At 40.4% G+C, this 25,391-nt stretch carries 24 protein-coding genes; 15 read left to right on the top strand and 9 right to left on the bottom strand.

The window, feature by feature from the left end; genetic code table 11:
• Positions 1-264 precede the first annotated feature (264 nt).
• Complete coding sequence (locus MHI53_RS09510) at positions 265-456, bottom strand: hypothetical protein (RefSeq protein ID WP_340373320.1); 192 nt, start codon at positions 454-456, stop codon at positions 265-267.
• A gap of 352 nt (positions 457-808) precedes the next feature.
• Here MHI53_RS09510 and MHI53_RS09515 point away from each other — a divergent pair, with 352 nt between their 5' ends.
• From MHI53_RS09515 to MHI53_RS09530, 4 genes are all read left to right on the top strand, one after another.
• Positions 809-1,291 carry a DUF2975 domain-containing protein gene (locus MHI53_RS09515; protein ID WP_340373321.1) on the top strand — a complete coding sequence of 161 codons (483 nt, stop codon included), beginning with the start codon at positions 809-811 and terminating at the stop codon, positions 1,289-1,291.
• 10 nt (positions 1,292-1,301) lie between these two features.
• Positions 1,302-1,520 (top strand): helix-turn-helix transcriptional regulator, encoded by a 219-nt coding sequence (locus tag MHI53_RS09520; RefSeq protein WP_061142366.1) that lies wholly within the window; start codon positions 1,302-1,304, stop codon positions 1,518-1,520.
• 54 nt (positions 1,521-1,574) lie between these two features.
• Positions 1,575-2,372, top strand: a complete 798-nt coding sequence (locus MHI53_RS09525; RefSeq protein WP_340373664.1) for a DUF817 domain-containing protein — start codon at positions 1,575-1,577, stop codon at positions 2,370-2,372.
• 277 nt (positions 2,373-2,649) lie between these two features.
• Positions 2,650-3,174, top strand: coding sequence for a GNAT family N-acetyltransferase (locus MHI53_RS09530; RefSeq protein WP_061141790.1), 525 nt, complete (start codon positions 2,650-2,652; stop codon positions 3,172-3,174).
• Between the two features lie 278 nt (positions 3,175-3,452).
• Here MHI53_RS09530 and MHI53_RS09535 read toward each other — a convergent pair whose 3' ends face one another.
• Positions 3,453-5,018: a CoA transferase gene (locus MHI53_RS09535; protein WP_340373322.1), complete on the bottom strand. Its 1,566-nt coding sequence runs from the start codon at positions 5,016-5,018 to the stop codon at positions 3,453-3,455.
• Positions 5,002-5,973 (bottom strand): 3-hydroxyacyl-CoA dehydrogenase NAD-binding domain-containing protein, encoded by a 972-nt coding sequence (locus tag MHI53_RS09540; protein ID WP_340373323.1) that lies wholly within the window; start codon positions 5,971-5,973, stop codon positions 5,002-5,004. Before MHI53_RS09540 ends, MHI53_RS09535 begins: the two co-directional genes overlap by 17 nt.
• Positions 5,974-6,257: 284 nt before the next feature.
• On the opposite strand from MHI53_RS09540, the gene MHI53_RS09545 reads away from it, so the two are divergent.
• The 5 genes from MHI53_RS09545 (at position 6,258) to MHI53_RS09565 (ending at position 11,514) form a co-directional block, all read left to right on the top strand.
• A complete protein-coding gene (locus MHI53_RS09545; RefSeq protein WP_061141789.1) occupies positions 6,258-6,860 on the top strand; it encodes a TetR/AcrR family transcriptional regulator in 603 nt (200 codons plus the stop codon).
• A gap of 1,071 nt (positions 6,861-7,931) precedes the next feature.
• The gene (locus MHI53_RS09550) at positions 7,932-8,807 is read left to right on the top strand and encodes a R2-like ligand-binding oxidase (protein ID WP_061141787.1); all 876 of its coding nucleotides are present in this window, start codon (positions 7,932-7,934) and stop codon (positions 8,805-8,807) included.
• 373 nt (positions 8,808-9,180) lie between these two features.
• On the top strand, positions 9,181-9,786 hold the full coding sequence (locus tag MHI53_RS09555; RefSeq protein WP_061141786.1) for an rRNA adenine N-6-methyltransferase family protein: 606 nt from the start codon (positions 9,181-9,183) through the stop codon (positions 9,784-9,786).
• Entirely contained in the window at positions 9,761-10,447 is a 687-nt protein-coding gene (locus tag MHI53_RS09560; RefSeq protein WP_340373665.1) for a response regulator transcription factor, read from the top strand. Before MHI53_RS09555 ends, MHI53_RS09560 begins: the two co-directional genes overlap by 26 nt.
• Positions 10,444-11,514 (top strand): HAMP domain-containing sensor histidine kinase, encoded by a 1,071-nt coding sequence (locus tag MHI53_RS09565; RefSeq protein WP_340373324.1) that lies wholly within the window; start codon positions 10,444-10,446, stop codon positions 11,512-11,514. Before MHI53_RS09560 ends, MHI53_RS09565 begins: the two co-directional genes overlap by 4 nt.
• 217 nt (positions 11,515-11,731) lie before the next feature.
• Here the strand turns inward: MHI53_RS09565 and MHI53_RS09570 are convergent, their stop codons facing one another.
• The 4 genes from MHI53_RS09570 to MHI53_RS09585 all read right to left on the bottom strand — a co-directional run bounded on the left by MHI53_RS09570 (position 11,732) and on the right by MHI53_RS09585 (position 16,682).
• Positions 11,732-12,049, bottom strand: coding sequence for a hypothetical protein (locus MHI53_RS09570; protein ID WP_061141783.1), 318 nt, complete (start codon positions 12,047-12,049; stop codon positions 11,732-11,734).
• Positions 12,050-12,305: 256 nt separating this feature from the next.
• Positions 12,306-13,712: a M20 family metallopeptidase gene (locus tag MHI53_RS09575; protein WP_340373325.1), complete on the bottom strand. Its 1,407-nt coding sequence runs from the start codon at positions 13,710-13,712 to the stop codon at positions 12,306-12,308.
• Between the two features lie 48 nt (positions 13,713-13,760).
• Complete coding sequence (locus tag MHI53_RS09580; RefSeq protein ID WP_340373326.1) at positions 13,761-15,020, bottom strand: amidohydrolase; 1,260 nt, start codon at positions 15,018-15,020, stop codon at positions 13,761-13,763.
• A 117-nt stretch (positions 15,021-15,137) separates the two neighbouring features.
• On the bottom strand, positions 15,138-16,682 hold the full coding sequence (locus tag MHI53_RS09585) for an AbgT family transporter (protein WP_340373327.1): 1,545 nt from the start codon (positions 16,680-16,682) through the stop codon (positions 15,138-15,140).
• 427 nt (positions 16,683-17,109) lie between these two features.
• Between MHI53_RS09585 and MHI53_RS09590 the strand changes: the two genes are divergently transcribed.
• Together MHI53_RS09590 and MHI53_RS09595 are read left to right on the top strand one after the other, a co-directional pair.
• Positions 17,110-18,420 carry a hypothetical protein gene (locus tag MHI53_RS09590; protein ID WP_311316473.1) on the top strand — a complete coding sequence of 437 codons (1,311 nt, stop codon included), beginning with the start codon at positions 17,110-17,112 and terminating at the stop codon, positions 18,418-18,420.
• Positions 18,421-18,864: 444 nt separating this feature from the next.
• Positions 18,865-19,212 (top strand): hypothetical protein, encoded by a 348-nt coding sequence (locus MHI53_RS09595; RefSeq protein ID WP_061141778.1) that lies wholly within the window; start codon positions 18,865-18,867, stop codon positions 19,210-19,212.
• 219 nt (positions 19,213-19,431) lie between these two features.
• Here the strand turns inward: MHI53_RS09595 and MHI53_RS09600 are convergent, their stop codons facing one another.
• Positions 19,432-20,541, bottom strand: a complete 1,110-nt coding sequence (locus MHI53_RS09600; protein WP_061141777.1) for a GerAB/ArcD/ProY family transporter — start codon at positions 20,539-20,541, stop codon at positions 19,432-19,434.
• Between the two features lie 327 nt (positions 20,542-20,868).
• Positions 20,869-21,507, bottom strand: a complete 639-nt coding sequence (locus MHI53_RS09605) for a hypothetical protein (RefSeq protein WP_340373666.1) — start codon at positions 21,505-21,507, stop codon at positions 20,869-20,871.
• Positions 21,508-21,848: 341 nt separating this feature from the next.
• On the opposite strand from MHI53_RS09605, the gene MHI53_RS09610 reads away from it, so the two are divergent.
• The 4 genes from MHI53_RS09610 (at position 21,849) to MHI53_RS09625 (ending at position 25,308) form a co-directional block, all read left to right on the top strand.
• Positions 21,849-22,505 carry a GNAT family protein gene (locus tag MHI53_RS09610; protein WP_340373328.1) on the top strand — a complete coding sequence of 219 codons (657 nt, stop codon included), beginning with the start codon at positions 21,849-21,851 and terminating at the stop codon, positions 22,503-22,505.
• Positions 22,506-22,891: 386 nt separating this feature from the next.
• Entirely contained in the window at positions 22,892-23,626 is a 735-nt protein-coding gene (locus tag MHI53_RS09615) for an AzlC family ABC transporter permease (protein WP_061141774.1), read from the top strand.
• Positions 23,617-23,946 (top strand): AzlD domain-containing protein, encoded by a 330-nt coding sequence (locus MHI53_RS09620; RefSeq protein WP_061141773.1) that lies wholly within the window; start codon positions 23,617-23,619, stop codon positions 23,944-23,946. The genes MHI53_RS09615 and MHI53_RS09620 overlap by 10 nt, the downstream gene beginning before the upstream one ends.
• A gap of 420 nt (positions 23,947-24,366) precedes the next feature.
• Complete coding sequence (locus MHI53_RS09625) at positions 24,367-25,308, top strand: AEC family transporter (protein WP_340373329.1); 942 nt, start codon at positions 24,367-24,369, stop codon at positions 25,306-25,308.
• Positions 25,309-25,391 lie beyond the last annotated feature (83 nt).

Below are 25,391 nucleotides of genomic sequence, written 5' to 3' on the forward strand. Positions count from 1 at the left end.
ACTCAACCTAAAAATCGGTATGAACATCCAAATAAGAATTTTTTCGCAAGGTTATGATGCTTATGTTGTGGATTGAAATCAATACAATTAAGGTGCAGTCAAGTTAATTAACTTTGTTATTTCCTGCGATTATCAAGAATTTATCGGAGAATCTCTTATTTAGAAGATATTAATTTCAATAGATGAAAAGGTAAGAAGTGGAGCGGATGGGGGAGGGAATAATGAAGTGCAAAAAAGACCACAAGGTGATCTCTTCGCCTAATTTTATTGGTTTTTCTCTTTATTAAAATCTAATATCCCTTTATTTAATTCGATATTATTTTTTACACTTTCTGAATTGTTTTCGTAATTAAACTTTTCTTTCTGAATGGAATTCGGATTGTCAGGACTTGGGGACATCCTTTCTAAAGCATCAGCAATTCTCGTAAGCTGTTCCAAAATTTTATTATTGGTCATACCCAGTTCCACCTTTTTCCTTTAATTATATATCAATCACATCATTAATTATACCCTACCCTTTAAATGGGAAATTGTCATAAAAGTTTCTTCCTTCAAAAAGCATCCCTCTTTTGGCGTAAATCTTCAATAAAAAACCCCTCTCAGTTTGTAGGGTGAAAAATGTGTCATTATGTAGCATTTGCAAGTGTCAATTTAGACAGCTTCATTAATCCGTTCCTGAAAATTTCGGATGCATTCAAGTAGTTGTTCTTATTCGTTAAGAATATTATTAAAAACAATATTTATTTATTGTAAATCGATAAATTTTGTATTAAAATCAATTTGACAATAAATTAGTGAGGTGTTTTTCATGAATCGAGTGTCAACACTCTTTTTGAAGATAGCTGTTTTTCTTATTGGGTTGCCGGTTCTTGCTTTGTGCATCTTTGTGGTTCCTGTAATAGCGAAGTTTGCCGTAGAATTATTTCCAAACATTCCTTATTTGAATGATCTTGTTTTTATTTATATGTATGTAACGGCGATCCCTTTTTATGGAGCCTTATATCAAGCGTTTAAGCTGTTAAGCTATATCGACAAGAACAAGGCATTCTCGGAATTATCAGTGGTGGCTTTAAAAAATATAAAATATTGTGCGATGGCAATCAGTATTTTGTATGTGATAGGTCTGCCATTTTTTTATTTCATGGCGGAGCTGGACGATGCTCCAGGTATCATAATAATTGGGTTGGTCATTATTTTTGCATCTATGGTGATTGCGGTCTTTGCTGCTGTACTTCAAAGTCTGTTGAAAAATGCCATTGAAATAAAATCCGAAAATGATTTAACGGTCTGAGGTGAATAATATGGCAATTATAATCAATATTGATGTGATGCTGGCTAAAAGGAAAATGAGCGTAACGGAACTTTCGGAGAGGGTCGGGATAACGATGGCTAACCTGTCAATCTTGAAAAACGGAAAGGCAAAGGCGATTCGATTATCAACCTTAGAGGCAATTTGCAAGGCTTTGGAATGTCAACCAGGAGATATTTTGGAATACCGAAATGAGGAAGAGATACAGTGAAGAAAAGGGGAGGTACTCATGCATGTAACCATAAAAAAAGCGGAGTCACGAATCATGGCAGCATCTAAACAGGTCGTTCGTTTCGGTTGGGAACAGGCCCTATCATGTTTATTTCCGGCCGTCATCTTTGCCTCCTTGGCTTTAACAAAATTCCTGCCGCTTCCCTTTTTGCCGCGGTATGACTGGCTGCTCATCATCTGCCTTCTCATGCAGTGGCTAATGGTGCGTTCCGGGCTTGAAACACGTGATGAACTAAAGGTCATCACGTTGTTCCATCTTATTGGTCTTGCACTGGAGCTTTTCAAGGTACATATGGGCTCCTGGTCCTATCCAGAGGAAGGATATTTCAAAATTTTTGGTGTCCCTTTATATAGCGGTTTCATGTATGCAAGTGTAGCGAGTTATCTTTGCCAGGCCTGGAGAAGGCTGAAGGTTGAATTGGTTAAGTGGCCGCCGTTTTTGGTGGTTGTACCTCTTGCGGCTACAATTTATTTGAATTTCTTCATTCACCATTTTTGGATGGACGTTCGTTGGTGGCTGTCTGGGCTTGTCATCCTCGTCTTTTGGCAATCATGGGTCATGTATGAAATTAATGGTACCCGTTATCGTATGCCACTCGCGCTTTCTTTTGTGCTCATCGGATTTTTTATCTGGATAGCCGAAAATATCGCAACATTCTTTGGAGCTTGGGAATATCCCAACCAAACCGATGCGTGGAGTCTCGTTCATCTCGGCAAGGTGAGTTCATGGCTTTTATTAGTGATTGTCAGTTTTCTTATCGTAGCGACGTTAAAGCAGGTTAAAGGAAAAACTGCCACTTCCACCAATGGCAGTTCCTTTTATAACGGTTAACCTCCCATTCTTACAAAAAGCAAGGCTGACGGAATGTTATCGAGATCTTATTAAGCCAGTTGATTGATTTTAAAGTAGAGGAGCACCCATTGATGCGGGTGCTCATTTTGGATACATAAGGTAATTCGTAGATAATGATGGATGTGGCTCTTTTATGAAAGGTTGTTGCTTCCTTAATGAACTAAATAAGACTGGTTTGTTGTATAATGAGATGAGTGGTTTTTCCATTAAATGTAAATAAAAGAGGGGCATAAATGCTATCAAAAGGAGTGGAAGCATGTTTCCTATATTAGAAACCGAACGTTTAGTCTTACGAGAGCTTATTGAAGAGGACGCACCAAATATATTAAAGTGCTTTTCTAATGCAGATGTATTACGTTATTACGGGCAAAGGCCATTAACAAGTTTAAATCAGGTGAACCAAATTGTCAGGAACTTTTCGAAAAGTTACGATGAAAAAAGTGGTATTAAATGGGGAATTGAAAGAAAAGGTATGGATGGTATCATTGGGACGATTGGGTTTCAAGAGTGGTCTCAAGAACATAAACGAGCTGAAATCAGCTATGCTCTTTTTTCTGAATATTGGGGCCAAGGGTACGCATCCGAGGCTGCTGGGAAAGTGATCTCCCATGGTTTTAACGAGCTGGGTTTGATGCGTATTGGTGCAGTTGTTTTTGTTGAAAATCAGGCATCCAAAAAATTATTAACAAAACTGGGCTTTGAAAAAGAAGGGGTAATGAGAAATTATATGTATCAGGATAATGTTCCGTTTGATGCGAATTTGTATTCTTTGTTAGTGTGAAGACGTTCGAAAAATCATACTAAAATGATGTTGAAGAAGGAAACACGTGTAGGATGGAAGGGGAGATATTAAAACGGGAGTCTGCGTGAATAACTCTATACACTGATTCAGAGATAAACCATTCCATTGGTTCGAGAATTTTATTCTAGCAAAAGACTAAAGGCAAACTCGATGTATGGAGTTTGCCTTTAGAAATAGCCTTCAACAAGGCGGAGCCGTTTAGCTCGAGGGATTTCAAACCTCTCTTTCATGTAGGGGCCTTTGCCGCAGCTTCTCCTTCATTTTTCACTAAATTGCCATTCCGGACGACTGGACCCGCGAGGAACTAGAACAGTGTTATATTCACCAGGTGTCTCTGACATTTTCACCTGGTCCGTTACCCCTTGATATAAACCAAGTGGAGTTTCAGCAGTAAATAAGTCTGGTGCGATATATTCATGCTCCTCTGAGGATCCGGCTGTTTTTTCAACAAATCGTTTGTCAAAGATACCCATGGAGAGAATCCATAAAGACACACGGTCTAAAGAGACACGGACACGATAACTGCCGCCTTCTTTTGCTCTTCTCTCCAGAGCTACTAAAGCTCCCACTTCAAGCAGCCAAGAAATTGCATAGTCGTTTACAATTGAAATGGGTGGTAATTTAGGATTGTCCGGAGAACCTTCAAGAGCCATTACGCCTGTTACACAGCCAGCTGTTTGGTCAAAGCCATTACGCGTTGCCCATTCGCCTTCCGTTCCATGTAAATTTACCGTGCAATGGATGATGCCTGGGCGAATTTGTGCACAATCCTCTGCAGATAGCTCTTGCTGCTCAATAAATCCAGAGCGGCGGTTTGCAAAAAAGATGTCCGCATCCTGCAGCAATTCTTTCATTTTATGTTTGCCTTGTTCAATTTTTAAATCCAGTGTAGCAGAACGCATTCCCACATTGGATGTTGCATATACAATATCGTGTTCCCAATCCGTTGGACGCCATATGTTTAAAACATCTGCACCATGTAACGCAAGCGCTCTTCCAAAACCTGCACCAGCGATAACATGGGCAAGTCCTAAGGCACGGACGCCTTCTAGTGGAGACTTGGCATCTTCGGAAAGTGGTTCTGGATCACTCTCGCCTATTTTTTCAATTTCGATCAGAGGTAGCTTCGCTACTTCTTCGTAAGTAGATTCTTTCATGAACTCTTCGATTGTCCGTACTACGGGCATGACGATTCCACGTTCAGCAGCAGCATTTTCTAAGTCCTTCGAATTCCATTGTTTGATGGCGCTGGCTACAGATTGGCGATCTTCCGTACAATTTAAAAATAGTAATGCTTCATGCTTGGATCGTGGATAAGGATTTAGTGGCATCACCCATTTCCCGTCTTTTGTTTGATAGAAAGTAAAGTCAAATGGGTTATAGGGGTCATTGGCAATCCCTGGTGCTAACCCATTGATTTTTTCCCACTGCCTGTCGTAAAAAGGGGAAAGTCTTCGTAATGCCTTACGTAAATCCATGTGAATGTTTTGACCTTTTCCGCCACGCATTCTCCAAATTTTAGAAACGGCGATGGATTTTGCAACTAAAGCGATAGCAGCTGCTGATGCCAAGCGGAGTGTACTAGGAACTATCGGGTCTTGTCCGTAAAAGGTGACGGTTCCTTCGCAGTCTTCCACCGTTAATCCGACTTCCTTCAAAACGGTGGTTAGTTCTTTGTAAATATCGAAATCGTCAAGGTTTGTCAATTTATGTTCGTTTGCTTTAATGATAGCATCAGTAAGCTTTTTTTCTTCCGTGTTTGTAGTCATCATAATCCCTTCCTTATTGAAAATTGTGTATAAAGAGTTATTTATGTTTTTCATTGAACGCATCTAGTACAGATAACTGACGGGAATCACGCTTTTCATCAAGCCGATTCTCCTCTACCGCACCGTAGGATGACATAGCTTGTTCAGATAAATGCTGTATGGTGTCTTCATTTAGATGTGGGTTACCGAGATGATTCCAAAGAACATTCATTCCAGGACCTAAATGTTTGAGGAATGCAGGGAATCCTCCATCACCGCCTCCCAAATGGAAGGTTAGGAATGGTCCGCCTGCTGCCCAGCGGAGTCCAATTGAGCTGGTGACGATTTCGTCAAGTTCCTCCATTGAAACGACACCTTCCAATACTAAATGAACAGCCTCACGGAATAATGCTGATTGCAGACGATTGGCTACAAACCCATCGATCTCTTTTTTTAAAACAAGAGCGTTCTTACCTAGAGATTCATAAAACTGAACTGCTTTTTCAACAGAGCTGGAAGCTGTTTCATTGCCTGGGACAATCTCCACCAATGGAACAAGATGAGGTGGATTAAATGGATGGCCAATTAACATACGCTCTGGATATTTCATTTTCGCTGCAATCTCACTGGCCTTTAAACCGGAAGAGGATGACAGCAGCAAAGTGTCTTTACTGACAAACCGTTCAATATTTTCATATAATTCCTGCTTGAAGTCTAGACGTTCAGGTCCGTTTTCTTGGACAACGGATGAGCCATCAAGTGCACGTTCGAGATTTCCCTCAATCGTTAATCGATCAGTAAGGTCCTCGGTTGGAAGTCCAAGCTTTTGTAAAGAGGGAATGATTTTTTTAATACCAGCATGCACAACTTCTTCTAAATCAGGGCGAACGTCATTCACCCGTACTTCTAAGCCTTTTGCAAGGAAGTAGGCGGTCCAGGAAATTCCGATGACGCCAGCTCCAATGACGGTAACAGGGCTAAACTTTTGCAAATCCTCTGATAACCGTGGACTGTTCCTATTTTCATTCATCTTAATCATCCCTTTTTTAAGTGTAAATACTTCTTCACATGCGTTCATGATTTCTTAGATAGTCATGGAACACAGTAGGTGAAGCTAAAGTGAGATCTGTGATGGTTAAACGTGAAGTTCATACTTTTGATCCATTTGTTGCAAAAAAAGCACTTGTTATAAATAATTATAGTAATAGAATGTACAATAACAAGAATCAATAAAAGCTGAAATGATGCTTAAGCAACAGCTCAACAGGATATTGTTGCAAAAATAGAAAAGTTAGTAAAGGAGAGTAAAGAAAAATGGAGAAAAAAGTGGATCCGCGGGTACGCCGTACAGACAATCTTCTCAGAGATTCTCTAATCGAGTTAATGGATGAAAAGAGCTATGAAAGCATAACGATAAAAGATATTACTGAACGTGCAACTCTCAACCGGGCGACTTTTTATCGCCACTATGAAGATAAAGAGGATTTATTGAATAAAAGTATAGATAGGATGCTTGAAGACCTTTTTGGAGATGCATCGAAGTTCTACAGCGTAACCAAAGATCCGCATGAATTACAGCATTATGTCGCTTTACATATTTTTGAACATATCGCTAGATCGAATAAGTTTTTCCACGTCATGTTGATCAAAAAAGGGATTCCTAACTTCCTCCAATATTTAAAAGATTTTATTTTTCAATTCTATGATCATATGATTTTGGAAACGGATGTAAAAGAAGAGGAACTTCCTGTTACAAAAGAAGTGATCGTCAGTTATATTTCTGCTGCATATATCGGGGTTATCTCCTGGTGGCTGGAAAATGATATGCCATTCTCTTCGGCTTCCATGGCTGAAAAAATGATTCAAATCAATATGCAAGGTCCGATTCAATTGTTGGGACAAAATCTGAATCGGTAAGTTGCTGCCTTTCTAAGAGAGAACTACACGAACCTAAGTATGCAAAAGAGGGGGAAAGGAACAGGAAGCTAAAAGGGAAACGTATTTGATAATATCTTTGCCAGTTAAAAAAGAAATTAAGTCAATTACAGTAACAGATGATAAGTATATGGTTATCAAATTTGAAGACTGACAGAAAAACCAGTTAAGCGATTTTTTAATAGATAAAACGAAGGTTTCTCATGATAAAAAAGAAACAAGGGATTGGAATGTCACGAAATGCTTTCCTGATGTTCTTGCAGTAATTGTTTCATTAAAAAAATGAAAACGGATTTCTCATAGGAGCTTTGAAAATGGCTCGGAGTATCCCATAATTGCTTGAATGTACATGATAATAAAGATTCACTTTTAACTTCACATCCAGTTAGCCTAAAAGCAACGTTGAGTAAGGCATGCTCAAATTTTGAATAGAGATGGGAAAAATAGGTTTTATCCCTATTTAAAATATGAGTGATGATTTCATCTTTGTTATGCACGACTAATTCCTCATTTCAATAGGTTGAACAGAATATGTACCTTGATTTTTGAAGAATTAAACCAAAAGATAATGTTTTTGACTGAATTTTCATGTAAATAATCCCCAAATATAAGTATTTAGTATCCTGATGGTTTTAGAAAAGCGAGGAAAGTCACGAGTACAAATGAATGGTCTGAAGGATCAACCGAAGTGATTCGAAACAATTGAACTGTCAGATGATGTTTGCGTGTAAATGGATGGTGTAAAAAGCTAGGAACATATCAAAAAGTATAAATTGATTGGGAGAAGGAAGGACCAGGCCTGTTGTTTTTAACAGGCTTTTTTTGTTACCGATTTTTCTGCTTGTAGAGGATGATTTTTAATTGGGGGAATGTAGGTTGTTAGTGTTCCAGTAGGGGTATTACCTTCAACCTGGTTATTGCCGCTTTTAAAAGGTGATTACTAGGCAACTCAACTTGAAGTTCTAAGTAAAACTTTCACAAATAAAACCCTCTGTCCAAACGGATATTTTTTCCTTAGCATAAAATGATACATAATCATAAGGAGGAATATACGTGAGAAAGAAACTTTTGACGACGAGCTCGGAAGGTTTAATGGAGGATTCATTTCCATACCAGTTGTATCAAAAAGCAAAAAAGTTTGGAATTTGGAATCCTCAGCATATTAATTTTTCACAGGATCAACAAGACTGGAAAACGTTATCCGTAAAAGAAAAAGCTTGGATGCTAAGACTCCTTGCCCAATTTCAGGGAGGGGAAGAGGCGGTAACTCTTGACTTACTTCCATTGCTTAGGGTAATCGCTGGAGAAGGAAGGCTGGAGGAAGAGATGTTCCTTACCACATTTCTATACGATGAAGCCAAACATACTGAGTTCTTTCGGCTTGTACTGAATGCCATCGGTGAAAAAGGTGATTTGTCCCACTTGCATTCCAATAGTTATCGTAAGATATTTTATGATATTCTCCCCGAAACAATGGAGCGTCTATGGCATGAACAAACCCCCGAGGCAATAGCCGACGCAGCGACAGTGTACAATATGTTCGTAGAAGGAGTGTTGGCTGAAACTGGTTATAAATCATTTTACGATGGACTGAAAACGATTGGTAAAATGCCTGGGTTAATAGAAGGCATAGATTACCTGAAAAAAGATGAATCAAGGCATATTTCTTACGGAACCTTTTTGCTTCAACGCTTGATTTGTGAGCATCCGCATCTTTTTGATCGTGTGGTTAAGAAGCTCGAAGAATTGGCCCCTCTTTCAATTTCCTTGAATGCCGAGGGCGTTATCGGGGAGGGGGAAAAATTAAACCAATACAAATCCGAAATCAGGAAATACTCTGAAAAACAGCTGATGGTAAGAATTGAAATCCTTGCACGGGCAAAGGGGCAGACAATTGAAGAGATTTATCGATCTTCAGGAGCAAAATGAGTAACGATATCTAACTAAAAGAACTAATTAGTTAGATATCTTCTTAAGGTAATGGATCAACGAATGTTCATGGTCATCCTGCATCCATATGATTACATCAATCATATTTGTTTCATCAAATGAATGATCAATATAGAATGAAAGTTAGTGAGTAGTATGGTCCATAACTAAGCACTTTCATGAAATGCGCGGCATTAACCCAATTGAAAAGGTTTGTGCCATTTTTTTTTAAAAAGGATGGTCTTTTCATCGTAGGACAAACTGTTTTTATAGAGCGTATTCAAAACTTAAGAATTCTTAAGAAATTCTGCCACTTTTTCTTCAGGTTTGAATTGTATAGTAATTGATAAATTCAAACCGATGGGGTGACAATATGAAACAATCCATGTTCTTATTTCAATTCATGATAAATCCAAAAACGGTTGGTGCCGTCCTTCCTAGTTCTGGATTTCTCGGGAATAAAATGATTGAAGGAATTGATTTTAACAAAGCGAGATACATTGTTGAATATGGAGCGGGAACAGGTGTATTCACAGAAAAATTGTTAACAAAAAGAAATCGCGAGACCGTTATTTTATTAGTCGAAAATAATAGGGGGTTTTTTCAAGTATTACAAGAAAAATTTAAAGCAGAAAACAATGTATTCATTGTATATGGATCTGCTTCGGATATTGAACAGCATATGAAAAGATTCGATATTCCTTATGTCGATTATGTGGTCTCGGGGTTGCCTTTTGCAAGTTTGCCGAAAGAAATTTCAAATGAGATTCTTTTACATACCACTAAGATATTAAAAAAGGATGGACAATTCATCACCTTCCAATACACTACATGTAAAAAGGCTTTCATTGAGAAGTTTTTCAACAAAATAGATATAAAAAGAGAATATCGTAATTTGCCGCCAGCATATGTTTTTAGCTGTACGATTCCAAACCGGCATGTGGAGGATGATTATGGAGTCCCAAATACTAATTGTTGATGATGAAAAAGAAATCAGAAACCTCATTTCCGTTTATTTGGAAAATGAAGGGTTTCAAACCAAGCAGGCAGAGAATGGATTTGAAGCCCTGGAATTATTGGATACTATCAAATTTGACCTCATTATTTTAGATATCATGATGCCAAAGATGGATGGCATGGAAGTATGTATGAAAATCAGGCAAGAGCGGAGTATGCCGATAATTATGCTTTCTGCAAAATCAGAAGATATGGATAAAATTCAAGGGCTTGCAATGGGTGCTGATGACTATCTGACAAAGCCGTTTAACGCATTGGAGTTAATAGCAAGAGTGAAATCACAGCTTAGAAGATATAAAAAATACAACACAGATGCCAATCATGACAAACATATCATTGAGATTGGTGATTTAACCATTAATACTGATACTCGGCAAACCATGGTCGGGGATATGGAGATAAGATTAACTCCAAAGGAATTCGATATACTTGAATTGCTAGCTCGCAATAAAGGAATCGTATTGAGTGTCAGTAAAATTTATGAAGCTGTCTGGAAGGAGGGCTTTTTTAAATCTGACAATACGGTAATGGTTCATATCACCAAAATTAGAGACAAGATTGAAGCAGATCCCAAGCACCCCATTTATATCAAAACGGTTTGGGGGGTGGGCTATAAAATATGAGGAATATCAAATTGAATGATAAGTTGATCATAAAGCTTTATTTCGTGATAGCGATTAGCTTCCTGGTTGCAATTGGGATGATGATGCTGATTAGTTATTTTACTTTACCTATGTTCATGAAGGATCCAACCGAGATCAATTTGAAAAAATACAATTTGATGCTGATTTCATTGGGTATCCTGACGTTCATCGTAAGTTCATTATTTCTGGTGCGAAAAAAATTGGTTTATTTAAAGCTAATCACAGAAAATATCGAACAAATCGCCAATGGAAAGCTTGGTTTAACCATTGAGGTGCAAGGCAGGGATGAGGTGGCTCAACTGGCCATGAATATCAATTCCATGTCAGAAGAATTGAAAAGGAAGTTTGAAAATGAAAGACGTTTGGAAAGGTCAAAGAATGAGCTTATCACAAATGTTTCTCATGATTTGCGTACACCGTTAACTTCCATCATTGGCTATTTGGATTTGTTAAGAAAAGGTCAATATGCAAACAGGGAACAATTACAGGAGTATGTTGAAACGATTTATGGAAAATCACAAAGGCTCAAAAATCTAATCAATGAACTTTTCGAATATACCCGTCTATCAAGTCCTGATGTAAGACTAAACCTTAGGACTGTCGATTTGGCAAGTTTAATAAGGCAAATGTTTGGGGAGTATATCCCATTGTTGGAAGATGAACGATTGACTATCAGGGAATCGATAACGGACGAAGTCCTGCCTGCCTTAATAGATGTTGAAAAAATGGTTCGTGTGTATGAAAATCTCATTATGAATGCCATTAAATACAGCATTAAGCCATCCCCATTTCAAATAGTTTTGAAATCGGATGGGGTAAACGCGGTATTGGAAGTATCAAACAAAATTGTAGCCCCCCCGATAGACGATGCAAATAAATTGTTTGATCGCTTATTTATTGATGATGAGGAACGGACGGGTAATGGAGGGACAGGTCTGGGGCTTGCCATTTCGAAAAGGATTGTCCAACTTCATGGGGGGGCGATCCACGCGGAATATAATCAAAATTGGATTAGTTTTATCGTTGAACTTCCAATACAAAAATGATGGCCCATGAAGTTTTTTCGCTTCAGGGGCCATTACTTTTAGAGACACTTCACTGTACTCATGTTTTGGCTGCGGTAAACGAGAGTGCTCTTGGAAAGGAGAGCGATTTAAGGGGGAGAGAAAAACGTGTGAGAAGCATAAAAACCCTGCAGGAATATATCGGATGTTCAATTGCAGGGAATCAAGTCAGAAAATCTAGCCCCATTCAGCGGATGATTTAAAATAGTTCAATATAGTAACCAGCTAAGTTGCTAGTATCTTCACCAAAAAACGCGGGTTCATTTTTCATATTAAGGGATTCGCAGACAACCGGGATGATATTCAGTAATTCGGCATATGAGATATCAATATCATGAATATCTTTCAAGCTATGGCAAAATTCTATGCTGTCGATTTTATTGAAATTCTCGCCTATTAAAATCATATCGTGTTTTTCAATGGTATTTTCATTTCCCCATGAAGCAACAGGATCGATTGCTTGAGCGTCGTCTTTTAGCTGAACTAGAACTTCTTTTATTTTTTGTGAATTAGTCATTTTTACACTTCCTTTATTTTTGTACAGGTCCATTATACCAGATTTGGTTATGGCTGGGGCAAGAATAGTGAAATGCCCCTGAGAAAATCACCAGGGACATATCTGGATGTGCAGACAAAACGATATTGCGCCAATAGATCGATAAAAGTGAATCATGAAAAAGTCGACTCCTGACATTCAGGAATCGACTTTCTCGATGATTTCCTGCGAAAGGGATATACTCGCAGCTATTTTTCCTTGAACGACCATCCGTTCATCATCTTTTAACCGATGGCCTTACATCATGCGGGATGGGGGAGACATAAGCCTTTCCCTGCAATCGTTCTTTTAACTCGGCCTTTGCTTGATCGATCAATTCAGGATTTTGGAGAACTTCCACTGCAGTTGCAGCAATGACCTTGCCTGCATGAAGCATGCCTTTATGGGCGATGGAGGTTGATCCGAGGGTAACCCACTGCCAACTATGCAAAGGGGAACCTAGAACAAAACAAGCCGTTGAGCATTGTGCGGTAGGTACGATCCAGCTAACATCTCCTACATCCGAAGAACCTGTCAATGGCGCTTGGAGGCTTTCGATAGGTTCCAACCAATTGGCCATCGCCCCAACCTCGCCAGTATGAAATGGGATGACGGTACTATTCCTTTCCTGCTCGGTTAAAGTGGCACGAACTTCTCCGGCCAGCTTCTTTTCCCTGTCATCGTGCTGCGGTATGCCTAATTCCTCGAAATTCTTATACATGACGGACTCCAATACATTGTTTTGAATAACATTCGAGCAGGCTTTATCAAATACGATTTCCACTTCGGTCCCTGTCATAAGGGCAGCTCCTCTGGCAATATTACAAACTCTTAAGTAGATATCCTGTACTTGCGCAACCTCCGGGGCTCGTACTAAATAAAGCACCTCCGCATCTTGCTGGACCACATTTGGCGATGCTCCACCAGAATTCGTTATCGCATAATGAACTCTGGCTTCCTGGATAATATGCTCTCTTAAATAGTTCACGCCAACATTCATAAGCTCTACGGCATCTAATGCACTTCGTCCCAAATGGGGGGAGGCTGCCGCATGCGAGCTTTTGCCTTTAAACTTGAAGTACACTTGGAAATTTGTAAGGGAGTCCATGGTCATGATGCCATTAACATCTAAAGGATGCCAACAAAAGGCAAAATCGACATCATCGAATAAACCTTCTCTGACCATGAAGGTTTTTCCGGATCCGCCTTCTTCTCCTGGGCAGCCATAATAACGGACCGTTCCTTGTATCGAATGTTCTACCATATATTCCTTCACAGCGACAGCAGCAGCTAATGATCCGGTACCAAGTAAATTGTGGCCACATCCATGACCATTTTCCCCTTGTACGATCGGCTCTTGTTTAGCTGTCGCTTTTTGTTGGCTCATCCCTGACAGTGCATCGAACTCTCCCATGATTGCCACAACAGGTTTACCGTTACCGAAGCTGCCTATAAATGCTGTTTCTATGTTTCCGACACCTCTCTCAACGGAAAAACCTTCGTTTTCTAACGTGGTGCATAGTAATTCAGCAGATTGATATTCTTCAAAACGGGTTTCGGCAAAATTCCATATACAGTCACTAACTTCAATGAATGTTTCCTTTTTTTGTTCGATGATTTCGGATAGCCTGGTTACATGTTTCATTATGTAAACATTCCTTTCTGAATATATTGGATGATATATAGGGCCTCATTATTTTAAAAGTCGTCTTGCGATAAGGCTCAAAAGCTCTACGCTCCGAGGTAAAACCTCTTCTTGGATATCAAATTCAGGGTGGTGATGAGGAGAGGGTATATCGGTCCCAATAATCATATAGGTGCCTTTGCCTCCATTATCCTGTACTCTGCGGATCATGAAGCTTGCATCCTCGCTTCCGGCAGATCCGGATTCCCTGCATGCTTTAATGGTTGAAAATCCATCTACATGTCTGGCTTCTTCCATGGCCAGATCGACAAGTTCTTGATCACAGCGAATCGTGATGGCTTGTCCGATAATTTCAATTTCATGATCAAGCTCATGCATTCCAGCGCTGTGAGCCACGATATTTCGCACGCGTTTTTCCATTTCATCATTTGTTTCTTCGGTTATGGAGCGGGTTTCGATGATCATTTTTGCGTGTGCCGGGATGATGTTTGCGGCAGTCCCGCCAGTTAGAACACCAACGTTTATGCGGGTCGATCCTGAACTGAACCTAGGTATGGCATGAATGTTCAATAATGCAGTGGCTGCTCCCAATAATGCATTTTTTCCTTTTTCAGGTGAAGCGCCTGCATGAGAAGATACCCCATGAAAATGTGCCGCCATTTTCGTGCTTGCCAAAAAGCCGGAAGAACCCCCATGAAATTCCCCTAGAGGGACATCGGTGCCAAGGTGGAGGCAATATAAATAATCGACATCATCCAGCATTCCTTTTTGTACAATCGAATAAGCACCGCGTACCCCTTCTTCAGCTGGTTGGAAAATTAGCTTAACCGTCCCGGCAAAGTTTCGGTCCGCTAGTTTTTCAGCAAGTCCCAAGCCGATTACCGTATGGCCATCGTGTGCACAGGCATGCATGTTTCCTTCATATTCGGATCGAAAACCATTTGCATGCGGGTAGTGGTCAGGGTTCTTACTTTCGGTTACGGGTAATGCATCCATATCAAACCGGAAAGCTACTGTGGGTCCATCCGTTTTTCCTTTTAATAGACCGATAACGGCAGTATATCCACCCTCCATTTCTTGGAGGATTTCCGGATTTGCACCATCTTGCAGGGCACGATCGAATGCTTCTTGTACTATTTTTGCACTGGGCACCCCACGGCGGGAATCCCCATCCAAAGCATCCTTTCCAAATATCACGTCATAGCTCAAGGAAGTCAGTATCTCTACCACCTTTGACGCAGTACGGAATTCTGTAAAGCCAACCTCCGGATGTCGATGAAAGTCACGTCTTAAAGCGATGATATCCATTTCGTTTCACTCCTCATTCTTTTTTTGTCTAATTCCTATATGGCAGGTTTTTGATCTCTAGCCTGAACAGCCCGCCCTTTTGGGGGGGCCATTCGAAGCAAGTGTGATAGGTAATGATCAGGGTAATTTCGGATATACTCCAGGACCGATCGGGAGGCCGAGGAAATACCAAACGACTACCAATAACGTCCAAATGATAAAGATGATGATCGGATAAGGTAAGATAAGAGAATAATAAGTGCCCAGCTTGGCATCTTTTCTATACTCTTGTAAGAAACTTAAGAATAGTGGGACGAATGGTGATACAGGTGCCAATGGGAGAACGGATGAATCCGCTACCCTGAACAGCATCTGGGCGAAGGCAGGATGATAGCCCAATACCATGAACATCGGTACGAAAACCGGAGCCAATATCGACCATATCGCCGAACCGCTGGCAATGAACATGGATAGGAGCCCCGATAAGAACATCAGCCCAATAAGGACTGGCGCACCTTCTATGTTCAGTTGTTCTAAAAGATCTGTGATGGATAAGGCCAAAAATTTACCCATATTACTCCAGTTAAAACAAGCGACAAATTGGGAAAGTGGAAAAACCATGATGATGAACCCGGCCATTCCCTTGATCGGATCGACCAATAATTCGGGAATGTCATTTTGTTTTTTTATCGCTCCCACTTTAATACCATAAGTAATGGAGACTGTGAAAAAGAAAAGTAAGATGATTGCGACAATTCCCGACATGAATGGAGAGGGAAGAATCGCTCCAGTTTCTGGATTTCGTAACAATGCCCCTTCAGGTACGACGAGAGCGACCATGACAGCAATGAAAACCAATGCTGAAATGCCTGTAGCCAGAAGTGCTTTGTTTTGTAGCTTCGTTAATGGCTCCAGTTTTTTTTGTTGACCGGCGCCTTCATATTTTCCGAGGCGCGGCTCGACAAATTTATCAGTAATCAAGGCAATGACAACGGTAAGCACGAGAACGGAAGTCCCCATGAAGAACCAGTTATCGGTAACGTTGACAGTCAAATTCGCATTCATACCTTTAGCCACTTCGGAGCTGATTCCTGATAGCAGGACATCCGTGGTGACGATTAATAGATTGGCCGTGAAACCTGAGCCGACCCCGGCAATCGCGGCGAGCAACCCAGCAACTGGGTGGCGTCCGACTGCAAGGAAAATCAACGCTCCGAGTGGAGGCATGATGACAAGCGCAGCATCGGAAGAAACATGACTAAAAAAGGCAACGAAGACAACTAAATAACTAGCATATTTTCCTGAGACCTTTAATGACATTTTTCGGATCAATACTTCCAACAGCCCGACTTTTTCTGCCAATCCGACTCCAAGCATAAGCGCTAAAATCGAACCTAATGGTAAAAAGCCGGAAAAATTCTTAATCATGTTCGGCAGGATCCATTGAATGCCTTCTCGGCTTAACAGGTTTTGAACTTCGACTTTGTCTCCGCTGATCGGGTCAGTTGCAGAAACATTAAAAATGGATAATAGGGCGGTCACGACAAATAAAAAAGCTATCATATAAATGAATAAAATAAAGGGGTGGGGAATTTTGTTTCCTATTCTCTCTACTTGATTGAAAAATCCACCCGTATTGTGTTTTTGTGGCTGATTTGTATCTTTCAGTACTTTTTGTTCCATTACATTCTCCTCCTAAACCTTCTTTCGTTTGTAGTCTGGATGCTTTTATCAACATTCCCTAAACCGATGATAAGCTCTCATTGCTTAAAATGGTCAATCATCAATTTGTACCTCATGCAAATCTATTTAACGAATGTTTAGCGCTATTTTCGTTAAATGTATTATATAATCAAGAATATTCTATTTCAATCAAATTTTCAGAAAAAAATACTTTTTTTCTGTTCGAATGGACTTTCCGAGCCAAGCAAAAAGGGTGAGAATGCATCATTATCGCGATTTAGAGAAGAAAAACCACTATAAATAGGTCGTTAAGCGCACGAAACGACCTTGTTACGTGGTTATCGGTATCTCATTCATTATTATTCTCCTGTTGGGGTTAATTGGTTATTTTGATATAATAAATCAAATAGCAAGATCGAGGGGGGAAATGAAATTGTATAAGATTGGTGTTGTAGGTCCACTGTCATCTTTAAAGAAAGTTCGGGATGTTACTGAAGAGTTTGAGCACGAAATTGATTTCATTGATTTTCCCTATGAGGATGCACGAGAAGTAACGGACATTATAAAAAATCATCAAAGTGCAGTAAATGGTTGGTTTTTCTCTGGACCTGTCCCTTATAGGATCGCAAAGGAAATGTTAGATTCAGAGGCGAATTTTACGTATTGTCCTCCCGTTGGCTCCAGTTTATATAGATGTTTTTTGCAAATGTCCAGGGATCAAAAACATTTCTTCGATAAGATATCGATTGATATGATTCGATTGGAAGACTTTTTTTTACAAGAGTCCCTGCAAGAGTTAGGGATCTCGACCGAAAACATTCATGTGAAAACATTTGATGAACAATATAATTTCCAAGACATTGTTGAATTTCACCTTGATTTGTGGAGGAAAGGGGACGTACAAGGTGTCCTTACCGTACTGCAATCCGTCTATGAGGCTTTGAAGCGGGAAAATGTTCCGGTCTATAAAATAAATATGACTAAAATGGAAATTCGGCAAGCGGTCAAGATATTAATAGAAAAGGCAAAAAGTACATATTTCAAGGATAGTCAGATAGGTGTAGAGATCATTGAAATCGATCAGTTTGATCAGTTTGTAGATGAGGTGAACATTCGATATCATCTGCAGCATTTAGAGCTGAAAATCAAACAAACATTACTTTCATTTTGCGAAAAACTAGATGGCTCCCTCATCGAAAATGGAAACGGCCGTTATCAAATATTTAGTTCACGCAAGGCGATTGAACGGGAAATCGGCAGCTTGCATAGCACTGTGCAGCATTTGTCGCTTGAGATGGATGCCTCTGTTGCAGTTGGAATAGGTTTTGGCGAGACGGCGGCATCGGCGGAAATCAATGCCAGGAAGGCGATCCGGCATTCGAAAAAACAAGAAAGTTCCGGCATCGTCGTCATCCAGGAAGATGGTGTAATCATCGAATCCGCTGGTCAAGATGAGCAATTGACCTATACCTTCCGTTCTGATGATAAAGAACTGCTGGATAAATTAAATCAGGCCAACATTAGCGTAAAAACGTATAAAAAGATAGAAGCATTGATCGATCGGATGAACTGGGAGGGGTTCACTTCCTCAGACTTAGCTTTACATCTATCCATGACCGTCCGAAATGCCCAAAGGATAATGAGTGGTTTAAACGAAAGCGGCTTAGTCGAGTACAAAGGAGAAGAGCTTCAATCGCCACGGGGAAGACCTCGTAAAATTTATATGTTAAAGAAGTGACATCTCGTCGTTCGGATAGTCTTACAAAAATAGATGTATAAAAAAAGTGTCAAGAATGCTCCTGTCCCTAAAACGAAGTGTTGAACATTCCTCCATTATCGTTTTAGGACTATCCTCGGTTTTAATGGTAGCCATATTTTATCTGTACCACCACATCACCCTAAAACCTAACGATTGCCCTTATCGGACACCACGCGGCAAAAAGGGGTACCTGCAATGAATCGGCCCTGAAGGCTATCAAATGTTTACGGGCAGCTTTTTTTCTTATGCGGGGCAGGATCGGATTTGGATATTAGCCATTATTTGAAACACTGCCCTTCTACCTTGTCATATGATGAAGGTCAAAAAGCAGTTTCACTTAATCCGATGCTGTCTTTTCTTTTTGGATAAGGCAGGTAAAATCCTTTTGTGTGGAGAATATTTTTACAAAAGGGGGTTGTTGAAGTGCAGCATCATAATCAAATGGATTTATCTAAAGAGGATATTTTTAAATTGATCGTTCGGCACCTGAGTGTATTCCCTTTGACTAGTATAGGGGCGATTAGAGAAGTGATTGGAAGCTCTTTGAAACAGCGCGGATTGATTAGCGGTGTGACCGAACATTTCAGTGGATCTGCAGCAATCTATAACAGAAACATAACAGATGAGGATATCCGGTTAATGAATGATTGTATTTATGACCTATTAAATAGCCAGATCATCATGCCCGGCAATAATGGTGATTACAAGGATCTCCCTTGGATTCATGTTTCCGATGAAGAGAAGCTTAAACACTTGTTCGACCAAGCATGATCATCGGGACGGCCAAATCCCTGGTAGCCCCAATTATCACCTTTTTGCGGCGGCAAATGCTTCGAGGCAGGCTGATTTTATCTTAATGTGCGAAAAAAGGTTGATATTGAAAAAACTCCTGGCGGACATGCCCGTGAGCTGGAACAATGAAACATCAAATGCCAGCATGCCCTAACGATAAAAGGGAATGAGGTTGTAAGCGTTATCACGGGCATTCCGTCAGGGAGCTTTCACTTTACTGGAATTTTTCTTCGTTTTTTTAATTTGCAACCAAACGTAAAGAAGAGGCAAGTATAGGATAAGGAATGACACACAGTAAGGGTTGATGATCTTATTAAGTATATAAAGAGAATCAATATCAAAAACAAAAATATTGACCAGCAGGATAAGTAAAAACATCACCCATAGCGGATACTTTTGCTGGACGTTGAATATCCGTTTTATACCCCTGCTGGCAGTCCATAACGGAATGACCATGTTAGGAATGATGATGATGGTCCACCAAGAAATGATGATGTATTCAAACCGTTGAATGAAAGGAAATTCAATAATGCTTGTGATAGTAAGTGTCGGCCATAGAGTAAGGACCAACTGTTTCTCCGAATAAAAGACGATCGAAACCATGTAAATCAATAAGGTCAATAAGGTTGAAAGCAAGGCTCCTCCATGGGCGAATTTTTGTGATGTTTCTGCCTTTTTGATGAACGGATAATACATCAGAAGCATCTCAAAGCCAATCATGGATAATGAAGTGCTCCTGGTCCCATTCATTATTTCCATGAATGTATGATCAAAAATAGGGAGGACGTTGCTGAATTCAGAGTATTTTAAGCCATAGAAAGGAACAAAAATAAGCCAGTAGGACACTCCGACCGTTAAAAAGGCAATTCCGGTTATCGTACGGAACCCTCCGCTAATGATGCAATAAGTCAATGTCATGAAAACAAAAGCAAATGCCCAAGAAGGCACCTCTGAAAACATCCAGACATGGATGACATTTATATAGCTGTTAATGATCGTCATTCCTAGGAAAAAGCAGTAAAGGATGAATAAGAGACTGAAGAAGTTCCCAACCCATTTTCCAAATGCATGATTGCTAGCGGAAATGATATCACCTGGGACAATACTGAAAATCTTGTATATGATCCAAATGAATGTATGTACGATAAGTCCGGCTAGTAGGATCGAGATCCAGCCATCCGTTCCCGCCGACTTCGCCAACACCCTTTGAAAACTGAGTATGCCTATCCCTGTTTGCATGGAATGGACTAAAAAAAATACATAAAAAGGTGAGACCTTATACTTTTCATTAACGCCAGCTTGGTTCATGTATGACCCTCATTTATATCATTCATTATTTATGTCGTGTTACATGCATGGTAATAATCTGGCTTTTTCGATGGGATTTTATTCAGAATGATCGAAGCGGGAGGCATGAGAAAATGAATGACGGGAGTGTGAATGGGGCGATGTTTGAAGGATTCAACAAGCTTCCTTCGGTGGCGCACTGAAAAAAGTCTTCCTTACCTTATAGGTAAAGCTGGATAACATGAAAAAGAGACAATGATTCCGATCACAGCTCTTTTTCATGTTCGTGAAGCGGCAGCTATCAATACCAATGGAAAAAGTGACTGGCAAACAGAGGTGCACCAAATTTCAGGCAACAAATCCGGAACTACTGCTTTTCCGTTGGGCCAATTGCAGCAGCTTTCGAAATAAAACTAAAGAATGCTGAAAAACCGGGCTTTGGATAAACGTGTAGATAAACGTCATGACAAAAACCGGGCCGCCCAAGAGAAAGCCGATCAAAAGCACTAAGCTTTCCACGACTACCCGTGCCTGGCTGACTGATAAACGTGTCTTATCCGCGAGCGAAAGCATGAATCCATCTCTGGGACCGGCTCCAATACCTGCTGCTACATATAAACCTCCTCCAACACCAGTAATGACGATACCAGCTAACAGGATCATATAATCCGTCCATTCATGGGAGGCTTCGGGGAGGATATCCGACCACAAGAAAAAATCGATTATGGGGCCAATCAATAAAGCGTTCAAGAAAGTGCCAATATTAATATAGCGCCGGTCCACCACGAAAGAAATGGAAACGAGTACGAGACCGCACATGATGCCCCAAGTTCCTATCGTCAATCCATGTCTATCATGTAATGCGACATTCAAAACATCCCATGGATGCAAGCCGAGATAGCTGACCTTGATAGCTAGCGCGGTTCCCAAACCAAAAAGGATGAAGCCTGAAAATAAAAAAAGGTACCGCAGACATGTCATCTTGATATCCCCTTTCCTTCGATCTCCAAAAAAATATGGTAATCATTATCTTATAATATAAAACCAGCATTTCATACATTAATTTAACTATTTGAAAAAATATGAAATCCATTAAATGTTTTTATTTTTACAAAGGTTCGGCCTTGCATTGATGGCAAGGGGAGAAGGGGATCAAATTAAAATAAAATGGATGAGTAAAGGAAGGAATTACAACCTCTAAAGTGGAATTTACTTTTTATCCAGCTATTTCGGGAAAAATTATCTTATGATAAACCGTGGTATTCCCTTAGGTTCGAATTTGAATGGAAATCGATTAGAATGAACAAAAAAATGAAGGCGGTGCTATTATGTTAAAGCCAGTAACATTACGCGGTCATCTGGTCTGCCTGGAGCCGATGACGGTCGATCACGTCCATGAACTTTGCGCGGCAGCGTCAGAAGATAGGTCCACCTACATTTATACCAAGGTGCCCAATGGACGGGAAGAAACAGAACGATATATTGAAAGTGCCCTAAAGTCACACTCAGAAGGGAGTGTATTGCCATTCGTAGTTCGCCGTAATGACACGGACAGAATCGTCGGATCGACCAGGTTTCTTGATCTCGAAGTGTTCCAATTGCCGCCATCATCGGCATCGCCATCAGGCGCATCGAAAGGAACCATAATACCTACCGATGACAATCCCCCGACCGTTGCCGAGATAGGCAATACTTGGTATGCAGCCTCTGCCCAGCGAACGGGTGTAAACACGGAATGCAAGCTATTGATGCTTGCTCATGCATTTGACGTTTGGCAAACGATAAGGGTCACGCTGAAGACAGATGCTCGAAACGAACGTTCGCGTACCGCCATTCAACGGCTAGGCGCCATTTTTGAAGGTGTGCGCAGGGCCCATATCCCTGCAAGTGACGGCGGCATAAGGGACACGGCTTATTATTCGATAGTTGCTAACGAATGGCCAGAAGTCCGGAATGATCTTCTTCAAAAGAAGCAAAGAAGCTAGTCTGGTGTGCTGAACGGGTGTATAGGGGTTTGTCACCTAACCATCAATCACATTTGCGGTGATCCGTCTGTACAAGGATGGAGAGGAATAGCGTATTTGTTATTGGCGCATTTTTAAGTATTCATGAAAATATCTTAAGAAAACGCCAGCCTTTCCATTTGTATAGGAAAGGCTGGCGTTTTTTTATTGAAGTTGCATGTATTCAGAAAGGTTTGAATGTTTGCTGAGTTAGTATTATACTAACTACTAATATAATTGCAGTATACCAAAGAATATGAAGCTCTCTGGACAACAAAATCTGTCCTTATTGTTATTGGGTATCGGCCAGTTTTAGTTGATGTATACATAGCTTCGAGTAGAAAAATGTAGAGTAAGGAGGGTATAAGGTGAGTTTAGAGAATGTCCATGTGGATACAGCTGCATCACCACGTGATAAAGATGGTTTTATGAGAGGGGTAAAAGATTGCGTCCCAACGTTGCTTGGCTATTTAAGTATTGGGTTAGCCGCTGGCGTTGTTCAAAAGACAGCAGGATTAAGCATAGCCGAGATTGCCTTAATGAGTTTAATTCTCTATGCTGGTTCTGCCCAATTCATTGCGGCGGGTATGATTGCGGCAAGCAGCTCTCCCACAGCCATCATTATCACCATATTATTTGTCAACCTGCGTCACCTTTTACTTAGTGCCGCGCTATCCCCGTATTTTCGCCATCTCTCACCGCTGAGGAACATCCTTGTAGGGTCGCTGCTCACGGATGAGACATTCGGTGTCGCCATTAACCAAACGGCGAAAAAAAATCAAATCAATGAAAGTTGGATGCATGGCCTCAATATTACCGCCTACTTAAATTGGTTTTTTGCCAACATCGCAGGGGCTCTTCTCGCCCAATGGATTTCAGATCCGGAAAAATTCGGTCTTGAATTTGCCCTGCCAGCCATGTTCATCGGCATTCTCGTCTTGTCCATATTAGGCAGAAATAAAATCAAAACGGATATAGCTGTGGCCATAATAGCGGTTGTGATTGCGGTGGGTTGCTCCTTTGTCATGTCCAGCAGTATGGGAATCATTGTGGCTACGATCCTGGCCTCGACGATAGGGATGGTGGTGGAAAAATGGAAATAAGATGGGGTATTTTTTTGATCATTGCAGGAGCGGCTATTGTTACTTTCATTCCAAGGGTAGTTCCACTAATGGTCCTTAGCCGTATCGAATTACCAGAGTGGGGGATGCGTTGGTTAAATTATGTTCCCATATCGGTCATGGCTGCATTGATAAGCCAGGAAGTATTGGTTCATGATGGGAAGTTTTCTTCAATAACCGATAATGTCCAGCTATTGGCTGCCATTCCGACTTTTTTAATTGCGATAAAGACACGTAGTTTATTAGTAACGGTCCTCTCCGGCGTCACTTTTTTCATGTTGTTCCGTTGGGTTATTTCTTGACTTTGATTGGAGCCGATTCCCTGAAAAGGGAGTCGGTTTTTGGTGGCAGGAGGATTAAAATTTTGAATATTTAGTATTGACAGATTTTATGTAGTCTATTAAGATAGCGATTAGAAAGCAGTATAATATCGAAACAAGCGAAGAAATGTGAGTTAAAACAAGTTTGAATACGCATTCAATAAATTAGAGATTCAGCGGAAATCTATGAAATAAAGCGAATATGCTCCGTTGGTTTTGAATGCGCATTCATCATGATATGATTTGCTCCAGAACATACGTGACTTGTAATGAGGTATTTTTTTCATATTCAGGGTTTACTTACGTAATCAGCATTGGTGAAACTTGATCATGGAGATGTTAGTTTGTTTTTTTTTAAGCTTTATAGCAGCTTTTGATCATAAGGTAGGATGTGGATGAGAAGTGGATTACTCTATTGTGTTTGAATCGGTACTTTTGATCGGCTTAATGATTTTAGTGGGGGTGATCCTCTCGTACCTGAACCCCCTTAATGAACACAACAAGCAAACGTATTCGATGATTATCGTTAATGTGGCCATGCCGTGTATCGTCTTATCAAGTATTTTCAAAGTGGATATCAACCAAGAGATGTTATGGAATATCTTGATCGTTTTTATTCTTTCTCTAGCGATCAACCTTTTTGGAATTGGAATTGGCGGGTTGCTGGTTACCCTTTGCAGCCCTGGAAACGCATTCCGTCGGGAAATTTCCCTGCTATCAGGCTTGGGGAATACCGGATTTATCGGCATTCCATTATGTGCCACTCTATTAGGACCAGAGGGGGCAATGTATGCAGCCATTTTCGATGCCGGCATGGATATGGTCATTTGGACAGTAGGTGTGATGATCCTGCAAAAATCCAAATCCTTCTCGCTTTCCTCTATGAAGTCCATGCTCAATATGCCTACAGTGGCGATAGTGCTTGGGTTGAGTTTTGCTTTTGCAAATTATCACCCACCCCATATTTTTGTCAGCTTAACAAACCAATTGGCTGCATTGGCATCACCGTTAGCGATGTTTTACATTGGGCTGTTGATCATGTCCATAACCAAATCGCAATTCCTGTCTGCCAAAAGCAAAATATTCATTCCGGCCGCCATTAAACTAGTTGTCTTGCCTCTGGTTGTATTTGCGCTAATAAAAATGATGGAAATGGACAGACTCCTTTCGGAAACCTTATTAATCCAAGCGATGATGCCTGCTCTTACTTTAGCTCCCATCCTGTTCGGCAAATATGGTGCGAACGATAAACTGGGAGCCATTACAACGATAATCACGACAATCATATCCATGATTTCAATTCCATTATTCCTATTCATATTGACTAAATTCCATTATCTCTAGGTTGGTTTTATGTTAAAGCTGAATAGGTATCTTCTGGTCAGAAAATGAAAGTAAGCGCTTTGAGCGATGCTCCCAGTATCAGC

It is taken from the genome of Peribacillus sp. FSL E2-0218 (assembly GCF_037992945.1).
Lineage (GTDB): Bacteria > Bacillota > Bacilli > Bacillales > DSM-1321 > Peribacillus > Peribacillus simplex_B.

Coding starts and splice junctions, on each gene's coding strand:
- MHI53_RS09610 (WP_340373328.1), top strand. CDS start 21,849: ATGTTAAAGCCAGTAACATTACGCGGTCATCTGGTCTGCCTGGAGCCG.
- MHI53_RS09540 (WP_340373323.1), bottom strand. CDS start 5,973: ATGAATGAAAATAGGAACAGTCCACGGTTATCAGAGGATTTGCAAAAG.
- MHI53_RS09560 (WP_340373665.1), top strand. CDS start 9,761: ATGGAGTCCCAAATACTAATTGTTGATGATGAAAAAGAAATCAGAAAC.
- MHI53_RS09600 (WP_061141777.1), bottom strand. CDS start 20,541: ATGAACCAAGCTGGCGTTAATGAAAAGTATAAGGTCTCACCTTTTTAT.
- MHI53_RS09585 (WP_340373327.1), bottom strand. CDS start 16,682: ATGGAACAAAAAGTACTGAAAGATACAAATCAGCCACAAAAACACAAT.
- MHI53_RS09515 (WP_340373321.1), top strand. CDS start 809: ATGAATCGAGTGTCAACACTCTTTTTGAAGATAGCTGTTTTTCTTATT.
- MHI53_RS09565 (WP_340373324.1), top strand. CDS start 10,444: ATGAGGAATATCAAATTGAATGATAAGTTGATCATAAAGCTTTATTTC.
- MHI53_RS09510 (WP_340373320.1), bottom strand. CDS start 456: ATGACCAATAATAAAATTTTGGAACAGCTTACGAGAATTGCTGATGCT.
- MHI53_RS09575 (WP_340373325.1), bottom strand. CDS start 13,712: ATGAAACATGTAACCAGGCTATCCGAAATCATCGAACAAAAAAAGGAA.
- MHI53_RS09620 (WP_061141773.1), top strand. CDS start 23,617: ATGGAAATAAGATGGGGTATTTTTTTGATCATTGCAGGAGCGGCTATT.
- MHI53_RS09525 (WP_340373664.1), top strand. CDS start 1,575: ATGGCAGCATCTAAACAGGTCGTTCGTTTCGGTTGGGAACAGGCCCTA.
- MHI53_RS09520 (WP_061142366.1), top strand. CDS start 1,302: ATGGCAATTATAATCAATATTGATGTGATGCTGGCTAAAAGGAAAATG.
- MHI53_RS09580 (WP_340373326.1), bottom strand. CDS start 15,020: ATGGATATCATCGCTTTAAGACGTGACTTTCATCGACATCCGGAGGTT.
- MHI53_RS09570 (WP_061141783.1), bottom strand. CDS start 12,049: ATGACTAATTCACAAAAAATAAAAGAAGTTCTAGTTCAGCTAAAAGAC.
- MHI53_RS09535 (WP_340373322.1), bottom strand. CDS start 5,018: ATGAAAAACATAAATAACTCTTTATACACAATTTTCAATAAGGAAGGG.
- MHI53_RS09590 (WP_311316473.1), top strand. CDS start 17,110: ATGAAATTGTATAAGATTGGTGTTGTAGGTCCACTGTCATCTTTAAAG.
- MHI53_RS09555 (WP_061141786.1), top strand. CDS start 9,181: ATGAAACAATCCATGTTCTTATTTCAATTCATGATAAATCCAAAAACG.
- MHI53_RS09545 (WP_061141789.1), top strand. CDS start 6,258: ATGGAGAAAAAAGTGGATCCGCGGGTACGCCGTACAGACAATCTTCTC.
- MHI53_RS09530 (WP_061141790.1), top strand. CDS start 2,650: ATGTTTCCTATATTAGAAACCGAACGTTTAGTCTTACGAGAGCTTATT.